The sequence below is a fragment of the Pseudovibrio sp. Ad5 genome, assembly GCF_001623095.1.
Classification (GTDB): domain Bacteria; phylum Pseudomonadota; class Alphaproteobacteria; order Rhizobiales; family Stappiaceae; genus Pseudovibrio.
This window is the reverse complement of sequence record NZ_LMCH01000066.1, coordinates 23,869-41,575: the sequence shown is the minus strand read 5'-3', so window position 1 is coordinate 41,575 and position 17,707 is coordinate 23,869. Positions and strand designations below refer to the sequence as shown.

Genomic DNA, 17,707 nt, shown 5'->3' with positions numbered 1-17,707 from the left:
TGTTAGGCTACACGCAGCAAGGCGAACCAGTAAAATGCCGCAAGCCCGGCAATCGCGTGGCTGGTGGAAACCGCCACCCATGACCGGCGATACTGGAACATCACGCCCCAATAAAAACTCACCATAAACGTCAGCAAAACGGCCAGTTTGGAATAGGGCAGATGGATGATGGAAAAGGCAACAGAAGCAGCAAAGTTGCCCCAGAACACAGAGGAAAGCTTATGCGGCCCCAGCGCGGCTGTCACAGGAACCTGCATGCCACACCTCACAATGAACTGCTGAATAGGGCACATCACCAGTGCATAAAAAATCGCAAACGCCACCTCTGGCCACCCCATGAATGGCCCCTGTACCTGATGCGCGAGAAAGTAGAAGGAAAACGACTCTTCTGAGGGGTGCACAATGTACCGGATAACTGCCATCACCAGAATAATCGGAACAGTCATAACCACCCCATAACCAAACTGGCTTGGGAGATGACTGAACTCAAGCCCGAAGATGCGTGGCGGCAAATAGAGGTTTTTCATGATGTAAAACAGAATAGCCGCGAGAATGAAGTTCAGGCTCAAACTGTAAACCGTCATCGCAATGAAGCCGTAGCCGTAATCATCAAACGTATTTTTGTAGAGGCTGATGAACAACGCAAACGACGACATGGCGATCATGTTCGCCACCAGCAAAACCGCATAGGCCTGCAATCGACGGGATCGGATCTTGATCTCTTCCAACACGCGGGAGCTGCTTTGTTCCAGCTGATGCGCCGCCTGCCGGGCAAAATAGCGAAACAGCATGGAGTTGGTTTCAGTCGAGGTCGGCAAGGTGCCATACCGGTTCCAGCTCAATGCAGCGACAACCGTATCCCGCTTGGCTCGTACACTTGCGATGTAACTTTGCGGTCCTACATGGGCGCGAATATAAGCCAGTTCTCCCGCCACATCACCGGCTTTCAGGTGTCCAAGAACAGTATCGGCTCCATCCTGATCCTCTTTGATAACCTCCAGATCTCCCTCAAGGATAATGAAAAACCGGTCCGCACTTTGCCCTTGTACCAGCAAATCCTCATGGGCTTTGAGGGAGTAGTACTGGGCACAATCCAGCACCTCACGAATAACAGGCTGTGTCGGCAAGCCCAGGTCGAGAAGACGCTGATGCAACTGCGTGCGATGGCGCGGAATATTGCCATAGCTCACCTCAAGCTGTGATTTGTTTTTTTTAGGAGACTGTTCCTCATCGCGCTGGGACAGGAAGCGCATCTATGGGCCTTCTTTCAGTAAAATCCTTGGCTGAAAAGCACTGCAATGGATTTTAGCGCGCCAGTTCCATCCTGCATGCACTTTGGTAAATCATGGTAATCCTGCACCAATGGGATCTCTCAAATTCCATTCAACTCTATGGCGTATTCCCCAAAACTAGCCGCAGTGTCTGGCCAAGAATACGCACCAAGCTCTAAGGGGATAGGGAGTTCTCTGGAAATGGTGGGAAAGATTTCAGAGTGGCGCCAAACAACAGTGCACGCTTAGATATCGGAAAGCGCAGGAGGGTTGGTTGGTCTTTTCATTGCTGCAATACAAATCCTATCAGTGGATGCCGCGAGACAGAGAGGAACACCACTGCAAGTTTATCTCCAGCAGAGGCCTCGCCAAAGCCTGCCAAAGCCGGAACCAGAAGCTGAAATCTTCGGTGCCTGAGCTCGATGATGAGTTGCTGGAGCATCACCATGAAGGTGCCACGCTTTACATCACCACTGATGCCCTGCCGCATTTCGTCCAAACCAAACTACTGCACATTCGCCAGCCATTCGTCCTGCTCAGCGGCGACAGTGATCTGCCCGTTGGGCCGGACACGACCCTGCCAAACACGCTGTCCTCACTCGATCTGAAGAACCTGCTCTCCCATCCGCTGCTGGTTGCATGGTACGCGCAGAACCTGGCTATCGAGCACGAAAAGGTCTTCAACCTGCCTATTGGCTTGGACTACCACACCATGACAGCCCGCAAATCTCACGCTTGGGGGGACTTCCAGACACCGCTTGAGCAGGAAGAGTGCCTGCGCGTCGTAGCTACCGATGCCGCGCCGTTGGAGGCTCGAGAAGCCCGAGGCTACTGCAACTGGCACCATGCAGCCCATCGTGGAGACAGAGCAGAGGTGATGGAGATAGCGGATAACTCTACCGCTTACTTCGAAGGTGACCATCTTCCCCGAGAGCAATCCTGGCGTAAAAACGCACAGTTCCTCTTCACAATCAGCCCTTTTGGGGACGGCATGGACTGCCACCGCACTTGGGAAGCGCTGTTTCTTGGGGCGATTCCCATCGTCAAATCCTCAAGCCTGAACCCGCTATTCGAGGACTTGCCAGTCGTGGTTCTTGAAGATTGGAGTGAGTTGACCAGTGAACGTCTGCTTGAAGAGAAACAACGTATTCTGGCAGAAACCTTTGACTTCTCCAGCCTCTACCTGAGTTTCTGGCAAGACCGCTTTCTGGGTCATGAACCTGCACGCCAAGGTCCTCTGACCTATCAGCAGTTCTTAGATACCCTTTGAAAAATGATGCCCCGAAAAAGAAAAAGACCAGAGGAACGAATCCTCTGGCTCAGGTAAAGGGTCAATAGCCCTTGGGGGAACTTGATCGGGATTTCTGAACATGCTGAAAAATGCTCAGAGACACCCTGCAAAATAAAGCAAGTTGCAGACTCAGAACTAACGCAACCTGCTTTTGCGGAGCTGACGCTCAAGCAAAAACGTCAGATCGCCAGATAGGTTTGACGAAGCTCTTCGTTGTCGAGCACATCCTGTGCCGTGCCATCAAACACCACTTCGCCCATATCCAGAATCACCGCGCGGTCCGCAAGGTGCAGGGCCGCTACAGCGTTCTGCTCCACGATAATCGTCGTGATGCCCAGCTCCTTCACGTTCTCAAGAATGCGCTCAATCTCTTGAACAATCACCGGAGCAAGGCCCTCGTACGGCTCATCCAGCAACAGCAGCTTTACATCACGAGCCAGTGCACGGGCCACAGCCAGCATCTGCTGTTCACCGCCAGACATGGTCACCGCTTCCTGCTTGGCACGCTCGGCAAGGCGAGGGAAGTGATCGTAAAGACGCTCAATCGACCACCCGTGTGGCTCCGAAATCTGCGCCAGTTGAAGGTTTTCCTCCACGGTCAGCCCCGGAATGATCCGGCGATCTTCCTGCACCAGTTGGATCCCGTTCTGGGCTGCCAGATAATTTGGCATCTCATGAATAGGCTTATGATCCAGCCAGATCTCGCCATGTGTCAGTTGCGGGTCGCTGGCACGGGCAATAGCGCGAAGAGTGGACGTCTTCCCAGCCCCATTTCGTCCCAGCAACGCAAGGATCTCGCCTTCGCGAATATCAAAGCTAACACCCTGAACGATATAGCTTTCACCATAGTAGGCGTGAAGGTCCCATGCTGAGAAGTAAGCCGGAGCACCACCCTTGGAGCGCACTGGTGTAACACCCGGCGCGGTCGCGCCTTTGAATTGATCTTCGAGAATGGTCATACGTGCGCCCCTCCCAGATAAGCTTCCTGAACGCGTGGATCGCCTTTGATGTCTTCCGGCTGCCCTTCAGCAATCACAGTGCCCTGCGCCAAAACGCTGATCTTGCTGGCGAGGGAGAACACCACGTGCATGTCATGCTCGATAACAATCTTGGTGATGCCGCGCTCGCCAATACGCTTCAGCAGATCAATGGTGTTGTTGGTATCAGCTCGCGACATGCCAGCAGTTGGCTCATCCAGCAGCAGCAGTTTTGGGTCCTGAACCAGACACATCGCCAGTTCCAGACGCCGCTTGTCGCCGCGAGAAAGCGAGTCCGCTCTCATGTCTTTCTTCTCGGCAAGGCCAACATCCTCAAGCATATGCATGGCCTTATCGCGAATTTCGCCCTGACCATCCACACGAGCCCAGGCGTTCATAGTGAATGCCCCATCTCGCTTGGCCAGCGTTGGGATCATCACGTTTTCCTGCAAGGTCAGATCACCAAAGATCTCCGGTGTCTGAAACACGCGGGAAACACCCGCCTGATTGATCTCATGCGGCTTAGCGCCGATGAGATCCTTGCCCAGAAAGGTCACAGAGCCCGTATCAGGGATCAGGCGCCCTACAAAGCAATTGAGCAATGTGGATTTGCCCGCGCCGTTTGGCCCGATGATGGCATGCACATGCCCTTGCTCGATGGAAAGGTTCACGTCATCGAGAGCTTTCAGGCCACCAAAGCGCTTGTTCACACCCTTAACACTAAGAATTTCCATGGTTGCCTCTCTCTATTCCGCTGCATTGGCTGATGCTGGAGAATGCGAATGACCTGCTCTCTTGCCAACACGTGAAGGTCTCCGGCGGAACAGCTTGGTTATCCGGTTGAAGCCTTCCATGATGCCGCCCGGCAGGAAGATCACGATCACCATGAACAACAAACCAAGCGTCAAATGCCAGCCTTCGCCCACAAACAAGCTTGCTAGGCTCACCACAGCTCCCTCCATGAAGTCAGGGAGGAAGGAGAAAATGGCATGCAGTGTCTGCTCGTTGTATGCAGAGAAGATGTTCTCGAAGTACTTGATGAGACCTGCACCTAGGATCGGCCCAAGCAGAGTGCCGGCACCACCCAGGATGGTCATCAAAACCACCTCACCAGATGCCGTCCACTGCATGCGCTCAGCACCCGCAAGCGGATCCGTCACGGCCAGCAGACTACCTGCAACACCAGCAAACGTGCCGGAAATGACGAACGCGGCAAGGGTGTAAGGCCGTGTATTGAGGCCGGTATAGCTCATGCGGTTCTGGTTGGATTTCACCGCACGCAGCATCATTCCAAAGGGGCTGCGGAAAATGCGTTGTGAAATGTAAAATCCGATGATGAGCAGAACAGCACAGAAGTAGAAACCCGAGTACCCGGTCATCTCAATCCCAAATAGATTGGAAATCAACGGACCGGACGCTTCTGAAGAGCTGTCAAACAACCGTGGGTCAGATTGCAGCACCCGCAAGCCAGTCTCACCATTGGTGATTGGGGTTAGTACAGAGTACGCCAGATTATAGCTCATCTGCGCAAACGCCAGCGTCAGAATGGAAAAGTAAATGCCTGACCGGCGCAGCGAGATATATCCAATGGCTACCGCAAACAGGCTGGAAAACACCACAGAAAAGAGCAGTGCTGGAATAGGGTTCATTCCCAACAGTTTGAAGCTCCAGACCGCGGCGTAAGACCCGATGCCCAGAAAAGCTGCATGACCAAAGCTGAGATAGCCAGTCAGGCCAAACAGCAGGTTGAAGCCCAGAGCAAACAGGCCGAAAATTGCAAACTTCTGCAAGAGGTCTGGATACCCGGCACCAATCGGTGCCAGCCAGATCGGCATCGTCAGGATTGCAGCTGTAAACAGCACAAGCATGAGCAGGTCGGAGCGTGGAGAAATCTTGGTCATCATTGGCTCAGGTCTCCATCACACCTTTACGGCCCATAAGTCCACGTGGACGAACCAGAAGGATAATAACTGCAACTAGATAGATAATGATCTGGTCGATACCCGGCAGAATGGTCTTCACCTCATTCATACTCGCAAAGCTTTGCAAGATGCCCAGCAGGAAGCCAGCAGATACCGCACCGGGCAAAGAGCCCATGCCCCCCACGACCACCACCACGAAGGACAGCACGAGGAAGTCCATACCCATGTGGTAATCTGGCGGAAGGATCGGCGTGTACATAACGCCAGCAAGACCAGCGACGACGGCAGCAACGGCAAAGACCAGCGTAAAGCGACGCTCAATGTTGATACCAAGAAGGCCAACAGTTTCGCGATCAGCCATGCCAGCACGAACAACCATGCCAAAGGTGGTGAACTGCAGGAAGGCAAAGACCCCGCCAATCACGCTAAGCGAGAAGAACAGATACACAATGCGCCACTGCGGATAAACGACAGTTCCCGGATCAAAGCCGATCCAAATGCCCAGGTCCATCGCGCCGCGCACCATGTCCGGTGCAGATTGCGGAATAGGGTTTGCCCCGAAATAAGTTTTGATGATCTCTTGCAAAACAATGGCCAGACCAAAGGTCACAAGGATCTGCTCAGCATGTGGGCGCTTGTAGAAGTGGCGGATCAAACCACGTTCCATCACATACCCAACCAGCAGCATGACCGGAATGGCAAATGCGATCGACAATGGAACGGAGTAGTTGAGCATCGTCGTGCCAGTGTCACCCAGCCAAACCTCAATGTAAGGTACACGGGTTTCCAAAGGCGTACCCCAGGCCGTGGTCTTGGTAGGATCGACGACAACCTGCTCAAGGCCGATCAGTTTATTGAAAGCTACGGCACAAAATGCGCCGAGCATAAACAAGGCCCCATGGGCGAAGTTCACAACTCCAAGCGTACCGAAGATAAGCGTTAGCCCAAGCGCAATCAAAGCATAGGCACCGCCCTTATCAAGGCCGTTGAGAATTTGAAGAACGATGGCGTCCATCCGCTCTTCTCCCTTTAAATTCGTGAGAAGGTGCAAGGCATCCAATGCGGAACATCAGTGGTTCAAGCAGGAGCCATTGCCCGACTGCAAGAAACTGCAGCCGGGCAAACGGTGCTGTTAGACCTTGTAAGGTCCAAGCTCGCCACCAAAGATCTCTGGGTCATACGTGACTTGAGAAGCAGGTGTCACTTCAACAACTTCCAGAAGGTCAAACTGGGAAGTCGCGTTCTCGTTACCTTTCACGACCAGCACATCCTTGAAGCACTGGTGATCAGAACCGCGGTAAAGAGTTGGGCCGTTACCCATACCGTCGAACTGGTGATCTTCCAGAGCCTTGATAACCTCTGCTGGATTGAAGGTGCCCGCACGCTCACACGCATCTGCATAAAGCAGCGTCTGAACGTAGCAGGTGTGTGCAGCCTGGGATGGTGGGAAGCCATATTCCTGGCCGAACGACTTAACAAAGGCCTTGGAACCTTCGTCCTGCAAGGACCAGTTCCAGTTGGTTGTGCCGTAAATGCCTTTGATGTTTTCGCCTGCACCCTGAGCCATAAGGCGGGAGTACAGCGGAACGATGATCTCAAAGTTCTTGCCATTGACAAGCTTGTCACGCAGACCAAACTGAACAGCCTGTGTCAGCGAGTTGATCATGTCCTTACCGTAGTGGTTCAGGATCAACACATCAGCACCAGAGTTCAGAACAGGTGCGATGTACTGAGAGAAGTCACCAGCACCCAATGGAGTGCGGACTTTGTTGACGGTTTCCCAACCAAGGCCTTCAGTGGTGTTGGCAATGGACTCTTCCTGTGTCCAACCCCATGTATAATCAGCTGTCAGGTGGTAAGCGCGACGGTCTTTGCCCATCTCTTTGTCAAGCACTGGGCCAAGCGCTGCACCGGACATGTAAGCGTTGAAGAAGTGGCGGAAGCCATAACGCCGCTTGTCCTTGCCGGTGGTGTCGTTGGAGTGGGTCAGACCGCACATAAACACAACGCCCATTTCCTGCGCCAGAGACTGCTGTGCAATCGCCACGCCGGAAGAAGAGCCACCAGACCACATGACAACGCCGTCTTTTTCGATCATGCGCTTTGCAGAGGCGCGAGCCGCATCAGACTTTGTTTGAGTATCACCAGTGACGTAGTCAACTTTTTTGCCAAGAACGCCGTTACCATTGAGCGAAAGCGGCTTCATGGTGCTCAGCATACCGCCGTCACCTTCACCGTTCAGGTGTTTGACGGCCAGCTGATAAGCACGCAGCTCGTCAGCGCCTTCGTCAGCATAGGCGCCTGTTTGTGGCACGTTGAAACCGAAAGTGACTGTTTTGGAATTGGTTGGGTCATTGCGGAAATTGGTTTCAGCCCAGGCGCTGCGGCTGATAATAGTTGGGGTCGCCAGAACCAGACCACTGGCTGCTCCCGCCTTCAATAGGCTACGCCGATTCATCGGCCTACGAATAATGCTCATGAAATCCTCCCGAAAGGCAAAATGCCCGAAATGACGTGATAGAGGTCCCGTCCTCCTAAGAACCTGCCGCGTTCACCATTCCTTGTTCACCAGAAACAGTTACGTCAGCTCACGCAAAGGAAAGCCTAGTTCGGTAGTATAATGAATCGCAATTCGACTTATGGTTTTTAAACCAAAGGTTAATACAAAGTAAGATTCTATTATATGTTGTAAATCTTTTGTCCTATTTAGTTTTAAGGAAGTGTTGCGCTGCAAATGTGACCTGAATGAAATAAATGCATTTTACGTAAGGTGTCCATTAAAACTGTAAAATACTGAATTCATGAAGAATGTCGTTTAAATTTCTCAGGGTATGCAGAGCACTGGTGTTTGTCTTTTGGTTGAAGGACAAACACCAGTTTTTCGTAGTGCAGCTAACGCAAGTGCGAAGGCTTTCTATCTCAAGTTGCCGAGAAAAGTGCCAACCGACGAACGCAGATCAGCAGCCTGATTGGATAAAATTTGTGCAGCATCAAGCACGCCTGAAGCGGTTTTGTCGGTTTCATCCGCCGCTTTTTGTACCTGGCCGATGCTATCTGACACCTGCGTGGTTCCCAATGCAGCATCTTTGATGTTCACTGCAATGGATTGCGTTGCGATGCCTTGTTGTTCAACCGCACTGGCAATGGCATTTGCACTGTCATTCATCTCTTCAATGATCTCTTTGATCTCAGAGATCGCCTCTTTGGACTCGCTTGTGCTCTCCTGAATCCCAGAGATTTGATCGCTGATCTGCACAGTTGCATTTGCTGTTTGCTGAGCAAGCGACTTCACCTCGTGTGCAACCACAGCAAAGCCTTTGCCCAACTCACCGGCACGCGCCGCCTCAATGGTTGCGTTGAGGGCGAGCAGATTGGTTTGTTCCGATATTTGAGTAATTAAATCAATAATATCACCAATCTCGATTGCCACTTGAGACAGATGATTGACCTGCTGGAAGGCCTTTGTGGATGCGAGTGTCGCGTTGGAGGCTGTAATCGTTGTTTTGTGAACCTGTTCAGCAATCTCGGAAATGGCAGTCCCCAGTTCCTCAGTTGCGGAGCGCACCGCCTCCACATTTTGAGAGGCATCCAGAGACGCTGCTGCCACGCTGGAGCTGATCTCGTTGGTGTGCTCTGAGTTGCCGGAAAGAGAAACTGCAGACCCATGTAGCTGATCTGCAGCGCTGGCAATGGAAGACGTGACTTGGCCCACGGATCCTTCAAAATGCTCTGCAAGGTCCGTCAGAAACTCTTGACGCGCCTCTTCCCCGGTCTGGTCATAAACCGCCAGCGCAAGGTCCATATCAAGCAAGATGACCTTGTTGAGGATGCGAGGCAGGTTCTTGCTTGGCCGGCTGGAACGGGAGAACAAGCCGCCACCAGACTGCTCAAGAAGAGCTGCGCTGAGCAACGTCCCCAACCTGCTGTAAGCTCCGATATACCATTGCGGTGTCAGGCCGAGCCGCTGATGCGTTCTGCCGATCCGCTGCACAGACTGTGCATAGTCATCATCCAGCTTTCCACTGCATATGAGCCGCCAATGCTCATGCTGCTTCTCCCGCGCATGGCGCATGTGCTCTTCATTCTTGAAAAACTTCATGGTCTCAGGAAAGTTTCGAATGTGTCTATAAAACTCATCCAAGACCTCCGGCATGATCGCCATGATGATATCCTGGGAGTTTCCAAGTTCTTCCAACTCCGCTGAAGATATACAGTGATACGTCAATCGATCATCGATAGTTTCGCTCATTAAAAATCCATGCTTAATAAATCATAGTTTTCGTTTCTTTCAGTTATTACGTAAGGAAATATTGGGGTCACGAAAGAAAAAAACGCAAAAAAAGTTATTTACGCTAAGTATAGAATGTAGATTCTAATTGACCCGGCGTAATGGTTTGGATGTATGTAGTTGGTAATTGTATTTATATTTTGATAACTTTTGATGGAGATCAATGTTCCCATGTGAGTACTGCTCTTTTGTAGTATATGACCGGTGTCAATCAATAAAAATAATACCCCAAATGTTTTTATTAACTGTAATTCGATGAAGCAATTTCAGCTTTAGAGTAAGGTCGAGGTACCTATGAAATTAACTGGGATGACAGATGTAGCGGTACGCATACTGATGCTCATGGCTGTCAACCGGAGCGATAAGTGGACAATTGACCGCTTGTCTGAGGCAACCAATAGCGGGCGTCCTCAGGTCGCCAAGGTCGTGCAGATCTTAAACCGGAAGGGCTACATCAAATCCAGACGAGGGCGATTGGGTGGTCTGATGCTTGCTCATGCGCCAGCTTCTATCAACATCGGTAAACTCATACGGAATGTTGAAGATAACTTCGCACTGGTGGAGTGCTTTGCATGCAATCCCGCCAAACCATGCCCGTTATCGGGTGTCTGCCGTTTCAAAGGCAAGCTGAAGCATGCGCTGAACTCTTTCATGGAAGAGTTGGATGCAATCAACTTGACGCAGATTATTGAAAACGCAGACGAAATTAGGACAAGCGTTGAGGTGAACGCTGAGAGAAAGCTAGAGCTCTCTGCCTAGTACGATGCAATTAAAGTGCATTTAACCAACCTGCTTTCGTGAGCATTAACCGACAAAACTCATAGTTTGGTAGTGCTCACGCCTGCTTAAGACAGTTTCGCGACAATCAGGCCTTGTTCATGAGACCTCTGTGCCCTCACGCACGAGGTTTTTGTTCATTTGGCGAATAGCAAACTGTTCGGCGCAGGCAATTTCTATGAGACGAGTCCGGCACTCAATTTCTCTTAAACTAGCAATCATCTCTGTTGTCGCCATTGCTCTATCTTATTTCGCGCTGACATTTCTCGTTGTAATTCAGTGGGAAAGAACGCTCCAACTCCAAAGCGAACAGCTCTCCCAGATCGCCGTAAACCAATTCTCCACCACGCTTGAGCGTGACGTAGCGCTGGTGAGACACCGTATTCAGTCTCAGCTATCCGAAACAGCAGCAAGCCTTTCTGCCATTGGTGAGCGCGGTGACATCGTAAAAGCTGCAGAAACACGCGTCTGGGCAGGGGATGTGAACATCCTGTCACTGGTGCAGGAAGGCACGCCGCTTGATGCCATTATCCTGCTGAACTACCGTGGCCAGATCGTCGGAGCATCCAAGCGCGCTGATCCGGGGCTGATCCAGAAGCAACTCCTCAAAGTTCATCTGAAACAGTCGCTTAGCACTGTTTGGACGCCGTCCACGGGCACAGGTCCAGCCGTCCGATACACGCTTCTTCCAGCCACCCAATTTGGCCCGTTATTGCCGGGGGAGCCTGATGCAGGCGTCTCTCAGGTCCTTTATTCCTCACTCATCGACCCGGGTACCCAGTGGCGTGGAGCCTTGGTGGCGCAGCGGTGGTTTCCCTTCAACTCTGGTGTGATTGACGAATACAGCAAAATCTCAGGTGCCGAGATTGCGATTTTCTATCAGGACAAGCTGGTTGGTGCCTCGCCACATGCACCGGTCGAAGCGCTGCAAATGCCTGAAAACCTGCGTAAACTTAAGATCCTGAACACTGCATTCGAGTACTGCGACAACGGTCCATCACCGCTCGTGATTTGCGCCTTCAAGCCACTGGAAGTCTTGCTGGACGCGCAGGAACGCCTACGCAATGTGGGCGAAGAGACCAGCGCTCAGACTTTCCAGCGGCTTATTGTGTTGGGCTTTACCGCCTGTCTTATCATCTTCATCGTAGCCTTGTTTGTTTCCCGCAAAATGTCCCAGCCACTGCAGCGTATCGCAGATGCCCTCTCTGATGTGGCGGGCGGTAATTTTGATGTGCGGGTAGAGGGCACCAGAAGGATGGATGAAGTCGGTGAGATCGCCCGCGCTGTTAAAGTGCTCCAAGCCTCCGCTCGGGAGCGTGACAGTTTGCGCCTCAATATCCAGCGCAAGAACAAGGAATTGCGCAAAAAAGAACAGGAATTGGTGAAGCAGAATACGTTATTCGACGCTGCATTGAACAATATGTCCCATGGGTTGTGTATGTTCGATACACAGAAAAGATTGATTGTGTTCAATCAGCGCTTTGATGACATCTTCGCTTGTGAACAAGGCGAAGGTAAAATTGGCATGACATGGGATGAAATGGTCCAATGTATGCCTCTGGCCCAGGAGTTTTTGCAGGATGATGGCGAAAACTCCGTCGCACAACAACACTGGCCGAGTACCGTTCGCAGCACATTTACACTCACTTTGCAAAGTGAGCAGGTCATCTTGATGACGCTGGAACCGCAAGATGGCGGCGGCTGGGTTGCGATCTTCGAAGACATCACCGACAGGCAGCGCATCAGTGATCACCTGAGCTATCTCGCAACGCACGATGCCTTGACCAAACTGCCCAATCGTTTGCTGATGAATGAGCGCTTGCAAGAGATGAAACAAGCTGCTCTGGCACAAGATGAGCACTTCGGCATATTGTGGTTGGACCTTGATGAGTTCAAGACCATCAATGATTCATTGGGTCATGCAGTTGGTGATAAGCTCTTGTGCCACGTCGCAAAAATCCTGCGAGAAAAGGTGGCGAACAAAGAAATGGTCGCCCGTCTCGGTGGTGATGAGTTTGCGATCCTATCTAAGTTGCCTGCTTCTCGTGAAGATCTGGAACAGCTTGCCAAAGAAGTGCTGAAAGTCATCGCTTCTCCGTGTTTCCTGGAAGGTCATGAAATTGTGGTTGCCGCAAGTGTTGGTATCGCGACATTCAGCAAGGAATATCAAAACGTGGATGAGCTTATCCGCTTTGCCGATCTTGCCTTGTATCAGGCCAAAAATGACGGTCGAAACACCTTCCGCTTCTTCGAAGATGATATGGCTGCCAAAATCAAGCAGCGTCAGACCCTGATCACTGATCTCTACAAAGCCACTGCAAATCGGGAGCTGGAGGTTTACTTCCAGCCACAGGTCATCTTGGCAACCGGCGAAATCTCGGGGTTTGAAGCACTACTGCGCTGGAACCACCCGCGCTACGGTTTCATCTCACCATTCGAGTTTATTCCCCTGGCAGAAGAAACAGGTCTGATTCTGGAAATCGGGGCATGGGTACTGGATGAAGCCTGCTCTCTGGCTGTCGGTTGGCCCAAGCGGGTGAATTTGGCAGTCAACCTGTCACCACGTCAAATTTACTGCGAGCAGCTACTACCCGTTGTTGATGATGTGCTGGCTCATACGGGTTTGGATCCCGGACGGCTTGAGCTGGAAGTGACAGAAACTGTGTTGCTGGCAGATCATCTGCGGGTGCGCCAGACTCTGGCGAAGCTGCAACAAATCGGCGTTAAGATTTCCATGGATGACTTTGGAACAGGCTACTCTTCACTGAGTACACTCCGCCGCTTCCCCTTTGACAGGATCAAAGTCGATAGGTCTTTCGTGATGAGTATGACTGAAGATGATGACTCCCGCTTCATCGTCAACTCCGTCATCGATCTTGCAAACAGCCTCGGCATCACAACAACAGCAGAGGGCGTTGAAAGCAAAGAGATCGCAGAGCAATTGACGGCAATGGGATGTTCTGAAGCGCAGGGCTATTACTTTGGCAAGCCTGCACCTCCCAATCAGGCGCTTTTCTGGATGCTGGAAGAAGCACGCGGCGTCACGCTGGAAGCGCAGGTCAACAACTCAAAACTGACCAAGAAAGCCGCAGGCTAAATCTTCACTCAGCAGGTTCCATCGCGGCGGAGCCATTAACTTGCTCGGCTGCATCATCCCATGGCTGAAAGTTTGGAATGCGTCCGTAAGTGGCTTGCGCATCGATGAAAACATGCTCAAGGCTGGCAATAAAGTTGCGTGAACCAGCCATGTAAGCCATGTCAAACTCGGTCAGATCTGGCAGCAGTGCCTGCAGGGTTTCAGTTGCGCCATCACCTTGCAGGTTCGCAAAGATCGGCTGTATGCCACGACGGTTCAGCCAGTTAAACACCTGCTGAAACTGGTCCTGCTTCAGCGACTGATCCAGAATGAGCACCTTCTCACGGCGCGGCTGCCCCATGGCAGAACTCAAAGCCATCGCCCAGATCGGAGGTAGGCTGTTCGGTCCGGCAACCATAATCAGCGGCTCGTCATCATGCCCAAGGAAGGAAGAGCCATAAGGGCCGGTGATGCCAACCCGCCCCTTCACATCGCCCTTCTTCGCAAGCATTGCGAAGAGATCAGGGGTGTTGGCCCGTTCTATGAGAAAGATCAGCGTATTGAACTCAGTCCCGGCATCCAGAGCAAAACTGGCAAACAGGTTCACCCGTTCCTGACCACGAAACTCGACATGGTAATACTGGCCCGGACGCCATGAAATCGGCTTGGTAAAGCTCAGGCGCAACTCGAAAAGGTCATCCGAAACCTTCCGCACTGCAGAAACATGCCCCTTAAGCGACTGCAATTCAGAGGATGCGGGCAGCTTCAGCTCAGCATCGCCAGCAACCGTTGCCTTACAAGCAAGAACGGTACTTTTCAGCCGAGAGCCATTGGCTTCCACCTCACCGGAAATCACAGTAACGCGCGTGCTTTCACAAGTGCTATTCCCGCAGTCACACTGCAAAGCTAGTCCACCACGCTCAGCGACTTCTAGAAGTGTTTCACCAAGCTTGGCATCAATTGATCTGCCATTGATATTAAGACTGGTCATGGGCACCCATGTTGCTCCGCGTATGTGACGGACGTATCTACGGTTGTGCAAGTTATAGAACTACACGCTTATTTCCTAGGGGGAAATCTAAGTCATTCGCGACATTAATACAATTTTAACAATTAATAGTCACCTGACTTTATCTAGTTATTTTTACGCCCTTAGCTCTTCTTGTAGGCCGCAATAACCAGATGACCCGGAACTGGCTCACCCTGTTCAAAGCGAACGGTGATTGGCGAAAGATCAAGAATGGTAAAACCACTGCTCTCCAGCAAGTTCCGAACATAGCTCTCAGCATGCGCAAACCGATGGTACTTGCCCACCATGAAGTTCTGCTCGCCTAACTCCTCTGCAGGAAGTGTCTCAGAGGAAAATGCAAAGACGCCATTGGCTTCAATATTGTCCGCTACACCGGCGAAAAACTCTTCCAGTTCGCCCATGTAGGGCAGCACATCAGTCGCGACGATGAGGTCCCAGCGCTCTTCTTCCTCAACCTTGAGAAATTCAACCACTTCACCCACGTAAAGGTCGTCGTAGATTTCCTTTTCATCCGCAACTTCAACCATCCCCTCGGCAATGTCCACGCCGGTTTTATGGGGCACCAGATTATTCAGGGCTTCGCCGGACAGGCCAGTTCCGCAACCAAGATCCAGCAAACGTTTGAAGGAGCCGAGTTCCAGCTTTTCAATCTTGTCACGCACCATCAGTGGAACGGAATAGCCAAGCTGATCCACCAGAACCATGTCGAACACTTCGGCATGCTGATCAAACAGCGTGCTCACATAAGCATCCGGCGCTTTGAGGGGCGCATTTCCTTTGCCCATACTTGCCAGACGAACGGCCACGCCACCATGATCTTCCGGATCTAACTCCAGAACTGCTTTGTAGGCTTCAGCAGCCTCGTCAAACTTGCCTGCTTTTTCCAGATCCAGAGCCCGGTTATATGCGTCAGCAAGTGCTTCATTGTCTAGTTTAGTCATGGGGACAGTTGAGCCGCTGTAATATTGAAATTGAAGGTCTTCCTTACACAAGAAATTCTCGAAAATCTACGCAATACATAAGGTTTTGTTGCCGCATCAGAGTAAATAAAATGGATCACCCCGATTAAAATACGCAGATCACTTTTAAACGGCAAGTGAGGTCATGCTGATAGAACCAAGGCTGGTGAACAGTGAGGCCCGTATGGAAGGTGCGCAACCTGAACTAATTGAGATTGATCCATTTACGACAATCACAATTGCAATCCTTGTTTTGTTTGTCGGACGAGAGCTCGTTCGAAAAAGTGTAGCCCTTCGCAAACTGACGATCCCTGACCCTCTGGCTGGCGGATTGCTGTGCGCCATTCTTGTTACTGTGCTGACGGTCTGGTGGGGTGTGAAACTTAAATTCTCGACAGAACCGATTGATTTCTTTCTGATTTATTTCTTCGCGGCAATTGGCCTTCGTGCAAAGGTGAGTGACCTTCTTACAGGTGGCAAACCACTTGTCATTCTCATCATCATTTCCTCGGTGTTTCTTGGTGTTCAGAATTTTGTCGGTATGGGGGCGGCCAGCGTCTATGGCTATCCAGTACACACAGGCATCATCGCCGGGTCAGTCTCGCTATCCGGTGGGGTAGGGACAACGCTTGCATGGGCACCAATTTTTGCTTCAGAACTTGGCGTCGCAAATGCGCAGGAGATCGGCATTGCCTGTAACACTGTTGGCATCGTGTCTGCGTGTATCATCGGCGGACCAATTGCTCAGTACCTCATGAAACGGCATAAACTGGCAGGATCCCTTAGCACAGACGAAGCTGTCGGGCAGAATTTCAAGGATGATGGTAAGCTGAATCTGCACTACTACGATGTTCTGGGCGCCGTCTTCTTCATAAACATGGCAATTTTCATCGGCTACATGATGTATCTTGGCCTGCAGGAAGCTGGTGTCGTTATTCCGGTATTCGTGCCAATTCTTGTCGCAGGCATCATCATAAACAACGTGGGCCGCCTGCTGTTTCGCAACTACGACAATGTTGGCCGCGAAAAAGGCATGGCGATGATCTCAGACATCAGCCTCGGTATTTTCCTCAGCATCGCGCTGATGACCATGGACCTGTTGGTGGTCTGGCAGTTTATGGGCTTCGTCGCACTGGTGATGTCTCTGCAAATCGCGCTTGCCATTAGCTATGCACTCTTTATCGTCTTCACCTCCATGGGCAAGGATTATGATGCAGCCGTTATCGCAGCAGGCTTTGGCGGGATAGCGCTCGGTTCCACGGCCACAGCCGTGTTGAATATGACCTCCGTCACCCGTCAGTTTGGTGCATCGCCTAAAGCATTCCTCATTGTGCCACTCACCTGCGGCTTCTTCATTGACCTGATGAACACCTGGGTGATCTCAAACCTGATTGCGCTTTGATGAGCATGAAGTTGAAGTTCAAAACATGGCTGGAGTAATTAAGGTCGCACGAGCAAATATCGCGAGATCGTTGCATACGGTCCGGCCTCATAGTGCACCAGCTCCATTGTGTCAGAGTTTATCATGCGCCCCTGCATAGTGCCTGTGTCAGGGTGCTCAACAAGTGTAATGGACGCGCCATCCCATCCGATCATCCCAATCACAGGCTCTTTGGATTTTGAGACCTCGGACAGCCCATCATGATCTCGCCCGGACCCGGGACTGACCTGCCAGAAGAAAACTCCCTCCAGCACCGGTCCTGTTTGCTCATCTATTCGCAAATGAGAAGGTCCGTTCTCCTGACTTTGGATATCCCGATGCCAGTAAACAGCATCTTTCTTGATCACCACCCATTGCCCGACCAGCTCTGGATAATGCTGTGGCGGCTTGCCATCAATTGCAAAAGCAACAAACGTGGCACACCCCATCATCAGTGCTGCAATCGCAGCCTGAACAGGAAGTTTCCATTGCCCCATTTATGCCTCCCCAACTCAACTTGAACTCACAGGGCAACACATCTCAGCCAAGACCTAAATCCCTGGGATTTGATGTGGTAGTTCAGATCAAAGAAATCTGCCTGTATGGAAGCAAGAGCATCTGTTTTGTCGTTCTCATAAGAAAGGGATAGCCAATCCTGTCTCTGGAACATATAGTGAACAGAATCTATTGTAAGCG

At 51.4% G+C, this 17,707-nt stretch carries 14 protein-coding genes; 4 read left to right on the top strand and 10 right to left on the bottom strand.

Annotated features, from left to right (window positions below):
• Window positions 1-2: 2 nt before the first annotated feature.
• On the bottom strand, window positions 3-1,253 hold the full coding sequence (locus PsAD5_RS25235; protein WP_057461710.1) for a cyclic nucleotide-binding domain-containing protein: 1,251 nt from the start codon (window positions 1,251-1,253) through the stop codon (window positions 3-5).
• A gap of 292 nt (window positions 1,254-1,545) precedes the next feature.
• Here PsAD5_RS25235 and PsAD5_RS25230 point away from each other — a divergent pair, with 292 nt between their 5' ends.
• Complete coding sequence (locus PsAD5_RS25230; RefSeq protein ID WP_208988833.1) at window positions 1,546-2,541, top strand: hypothetical protein; 996 nt, start codon at window positions 1,546-1,548, stop codon at window positions 2,539-2,541.
• A 200-nt stretch (window positions 2,542-2,741) separates the two neighbouring features.
• Here PsAD5_RS25230 and PsAD5_RS25225 read toward each other — a convergent pair whose 3' ends face one another.
• The 6 genes from PsAD5_RS25225 to PsAD5_RS25200 form a co-directional block, all read right to left on the bottom strand.
• Window positions 2,742-3,521, bottom strand: coding sequence for an ABC transporter ATP-binding protein (locus PsAD5_RS25225; RefSeq protein WP_063294136.1), 780 nt, complete (start codon window positions 3,519-3,521; stop codon window positions 2,742-2,744).
• Window positions 3,518-4,273 (bottom strand): ABC transporter ATP-binding protein, encoded by a 756-nt coding sequence (locus tag PsAD5_RS25220; protein WP_057461712.1) that lies wholly within the window; start codon window positions 4,271-4,273, stop codon window positions 3,518-3,520. Before PsAD5_RS25220 ends, PsAD5_RS25225 begins: the two co-directional genes overlap by 4 nt.
• Before the next feature lie 12 nt (window positions 4,274-4,285).
• On the bottom strand, window positions 4,286-5,440 hold the full coding sequence (locus tag PsAD5_RS25215) for a branched-chain amino acid ABC transporter permease (protein WP_373456209.1): 1,155 nt from the start codon (window positions 5,438-5,440) through the stop codon (window positions 4,286-4,288).
• A gap of 7 nt (window positions 5,441-5,447) precedes the next feature.
• Window positions 5,448-6,476, bottom strand: coding sequence for a branched-chain amino acid ABC transporter permease (locus PsAD5_RS25210; RefSeq protein WP_057461714.1), 1,029 nt, complete (start codon window positions 6,474-6,476; stop codon window positions 5,448-5,450).
• Between the two features lie 117 nt (window positions 6,477-6,593).
• The gene (locus PsAD5_RS25205) at window positions 6,594-7,940 is read right to left on the bottom strand and encodes a substrate-binding protein (protein WP_193757817.1); all 1,347 of its coding nucleotides are present in this window, start codon (window positions 7,938-7,940) and stop codon (window positions 6,594-6,596) included.
• Between the two features lie 435 nt (window positions 7,941-8,375).
• Window positions 8,376-9,710: a globin-coupled sensor protein gene (locus PsAD5_RS25200; RefSeq protein WP_084404321.1), complete on the bottom strand. Its 1,335-nt coding sequence runs from the start codon at window positions 9,708-9,710 to the stop codon at window positions 8,376-8,378.
• A 333-nt stretch (window positions 9,711-10,043) separates the two neighbouring features.
• Here PsAD5_RS25200 and PsAD5_RS25195 point away from each other — a divergent pair, with 333 nt between their 5' ends.
• On the top strand, window positions 10,044-10,508 hold the full coding sequence (locus PsAD5_RS25195; RefSeq protein ID WP_208860038.1) for an RrF2 family transcriptional regulator: 465 nt from the start codon (window positions 10,044-10,046) through the stop codon (window positions 10,506-10,508).
• A gap of 196 nt (window positions 10,509-10,704) precedes the next feature.
• Entirely contained in the window at window positions 10,705-13,623 is a 2,919-nt protein-coding gene (locus tag PsAD5_RS25190) for a putative bifunctional diguanylate cyclase/phosphodiesterase (protein WP_063294134.1), read from the top strand.
• A 4-nt stretch (window positions 13,624-13,627) separates the two neighbouring features.
• On the opposite strand, the gene PsAD5_RS25185 is transcribed toward PsAD5_RS25190, so the two are convergent.
• Together PsAD5_RS25185 and PsAD5_RS25180 are read right to left on the bottom strand one after the other, a co-directional pair.
• Window positions 13,628-14,593, bottom strand: a complete 966-nt coding sequence (locus tag PsAD5_RS25185; RefSeq protein WP_063294133.1) for a 2Fe-2S iron-sulfur cluster-binding protein — start codon at window positions 14,591-14,593, stop codon at window positions 13,628-13,630.
• A 161-nt stretch (window positions 14,594-14,754) separates the two neighbouring features.
• The gene (locus PsAD5_RS25180; protein ID WP_063294132.1) at window positions 14,755-15,573 is read right to left on the bottom strand and encodes a methyltransferase; all 819 of its coding nucleotides are present in this window, start codon (window positions 15,571-15,573) and stop codon (window positions 14,755-14,757) included.
• 163 nt (window positions 15,574-15,736) lie between these two features.
• Here PsAD5_RS25180 and gltS point away from each other — a divergent pair, with 163 nt between their 5' ends.
• A complete protein-coding gene (gene gltS / locus PsAD5_RS25175; RefSeq protein WP_208986409.1) occupies window positions 15,737-16,993 on the top strand; it encodes a sodium/glutamate symporter in 1,257 nt (418 codons plus the stop codon).
• A gap of 38 nt (window positions 16,994-17,031) precedes the next feature.
• Here the strand turns inward: gltS and PsAD5_RS25170 are convergent, their stop codons facing one another.
• Complete coding sequence (locus tag PsAD5_RS25170) at window positions 17,032-17,508, bottom strand: hypothetical protein (protein ID WP_063294130.1); 477 nt, start codon at window positions 17,506-17,508, stop codon at window positions 17,032-17,034.
• Window positions 17,509-17,707 lie beyond the last annotated feature (199 nt).

What these genes read in the sequence shown, in the direction of transcription:
- PsAD5_RS25235 (WP_057461710.1), bottom strand. Translation starts at nt 1,253, where the DNA reads ATGCGCTTCCTGTCCCAGCGCGATGAGGAACAGTCTCCTAAAAAAAAC.
- PsAD5_RS25225 (WP_063294136.1), bottom strand. Translation starts at nt 3,521, where the DNA reads ATGACCATTCTCGAAGATCAATTCAAAGGCGCGACCGCGCCGGGTGTT.
- PsAD5_RS25220 (WP_057461712.1), bottom strand. Translation starts at nt 4,273, where the DNA reads ATGGAAATTCTTAGTGTTAAGGGTGTGAACAAGCGCTTTGGTGGCCTG.
- PsAD5_RS25215 (WP_373456209.1), bottom strand. Translation starts at nt 5,440, where the DNA reads ATGACCAAGATTTCTCCACGCTCCGACCTGCTCATGCTTGTGCTGTTT.
- PsAD5_RS25210 (WP_057461714.1), bottom strand. Translation starts at nt 6,476, where the DNA reads ATGGACGCCATCGTTCTTCAAATTCTCAACGGCCTTGATAAGGGCGGT.
- PsAD5_RS25205 (WP_193757817.1), bottom strand. Translation starts at nt 7,940, where the DNA reads ATGAGCATTATTCGTAGGCCGATGAATCGGCGTAGCCTATTGAAGGCG.
- PsAD5_RS25200 (WP_084404321.1), bottom strand. Translation starts at nt 9,710, where the DNA reads ATGAGCGAAACTATCGATGATCGATTGACGTATCACTGTATATCTTCA.
- PsAD5_RS25195 (WP_208860038.1), top strand. Translation starts at nt 10,044, where the DNA reads ATGAAATTAACTGGGATGACAGATGTAGCGGTACGCATACTGATGCTC.
- PsAD5_RS25190 (WP_063294134.1), top strand. Translation starts at nt 10,705, where the DNA reads ATGAGACGAGTCCGGCACTCAATTTCTCTTAAACTAGCAATCATCTCT.
- PsAD5_RS25185 (WP_063294133.1), bottom strand. Translation starts at nt 14,593, where the DNA reads ATGACCAGTCTTAATATCAATGGCAGATCAATTGATGCCAAGCTTGGT.
- PsAD5_RS25180 (WP_063294132.1), bottom strand. Translation starts at nt 15,573, where the DNA reads ATGACTAAACTAGACAATGAAGCACTTGCTGACGCATATAACCGGGCT.
- gltS (WP_208986409.1), top strand. Translation starts at nt 15,737, where the DNA reads ATGCTGATAGAACCAAGGCTGGTGAACAGTGAGGCCCGTATGGAAGGT.
- PsAD5_RS25170 (WP_063294130.1), bottom strand. Translation starts at nt 17,508, where the DNA reads ATGGGGCAATGGAAACTTCCTGTTCAGGCTGCGATTGCAGCACTGATG.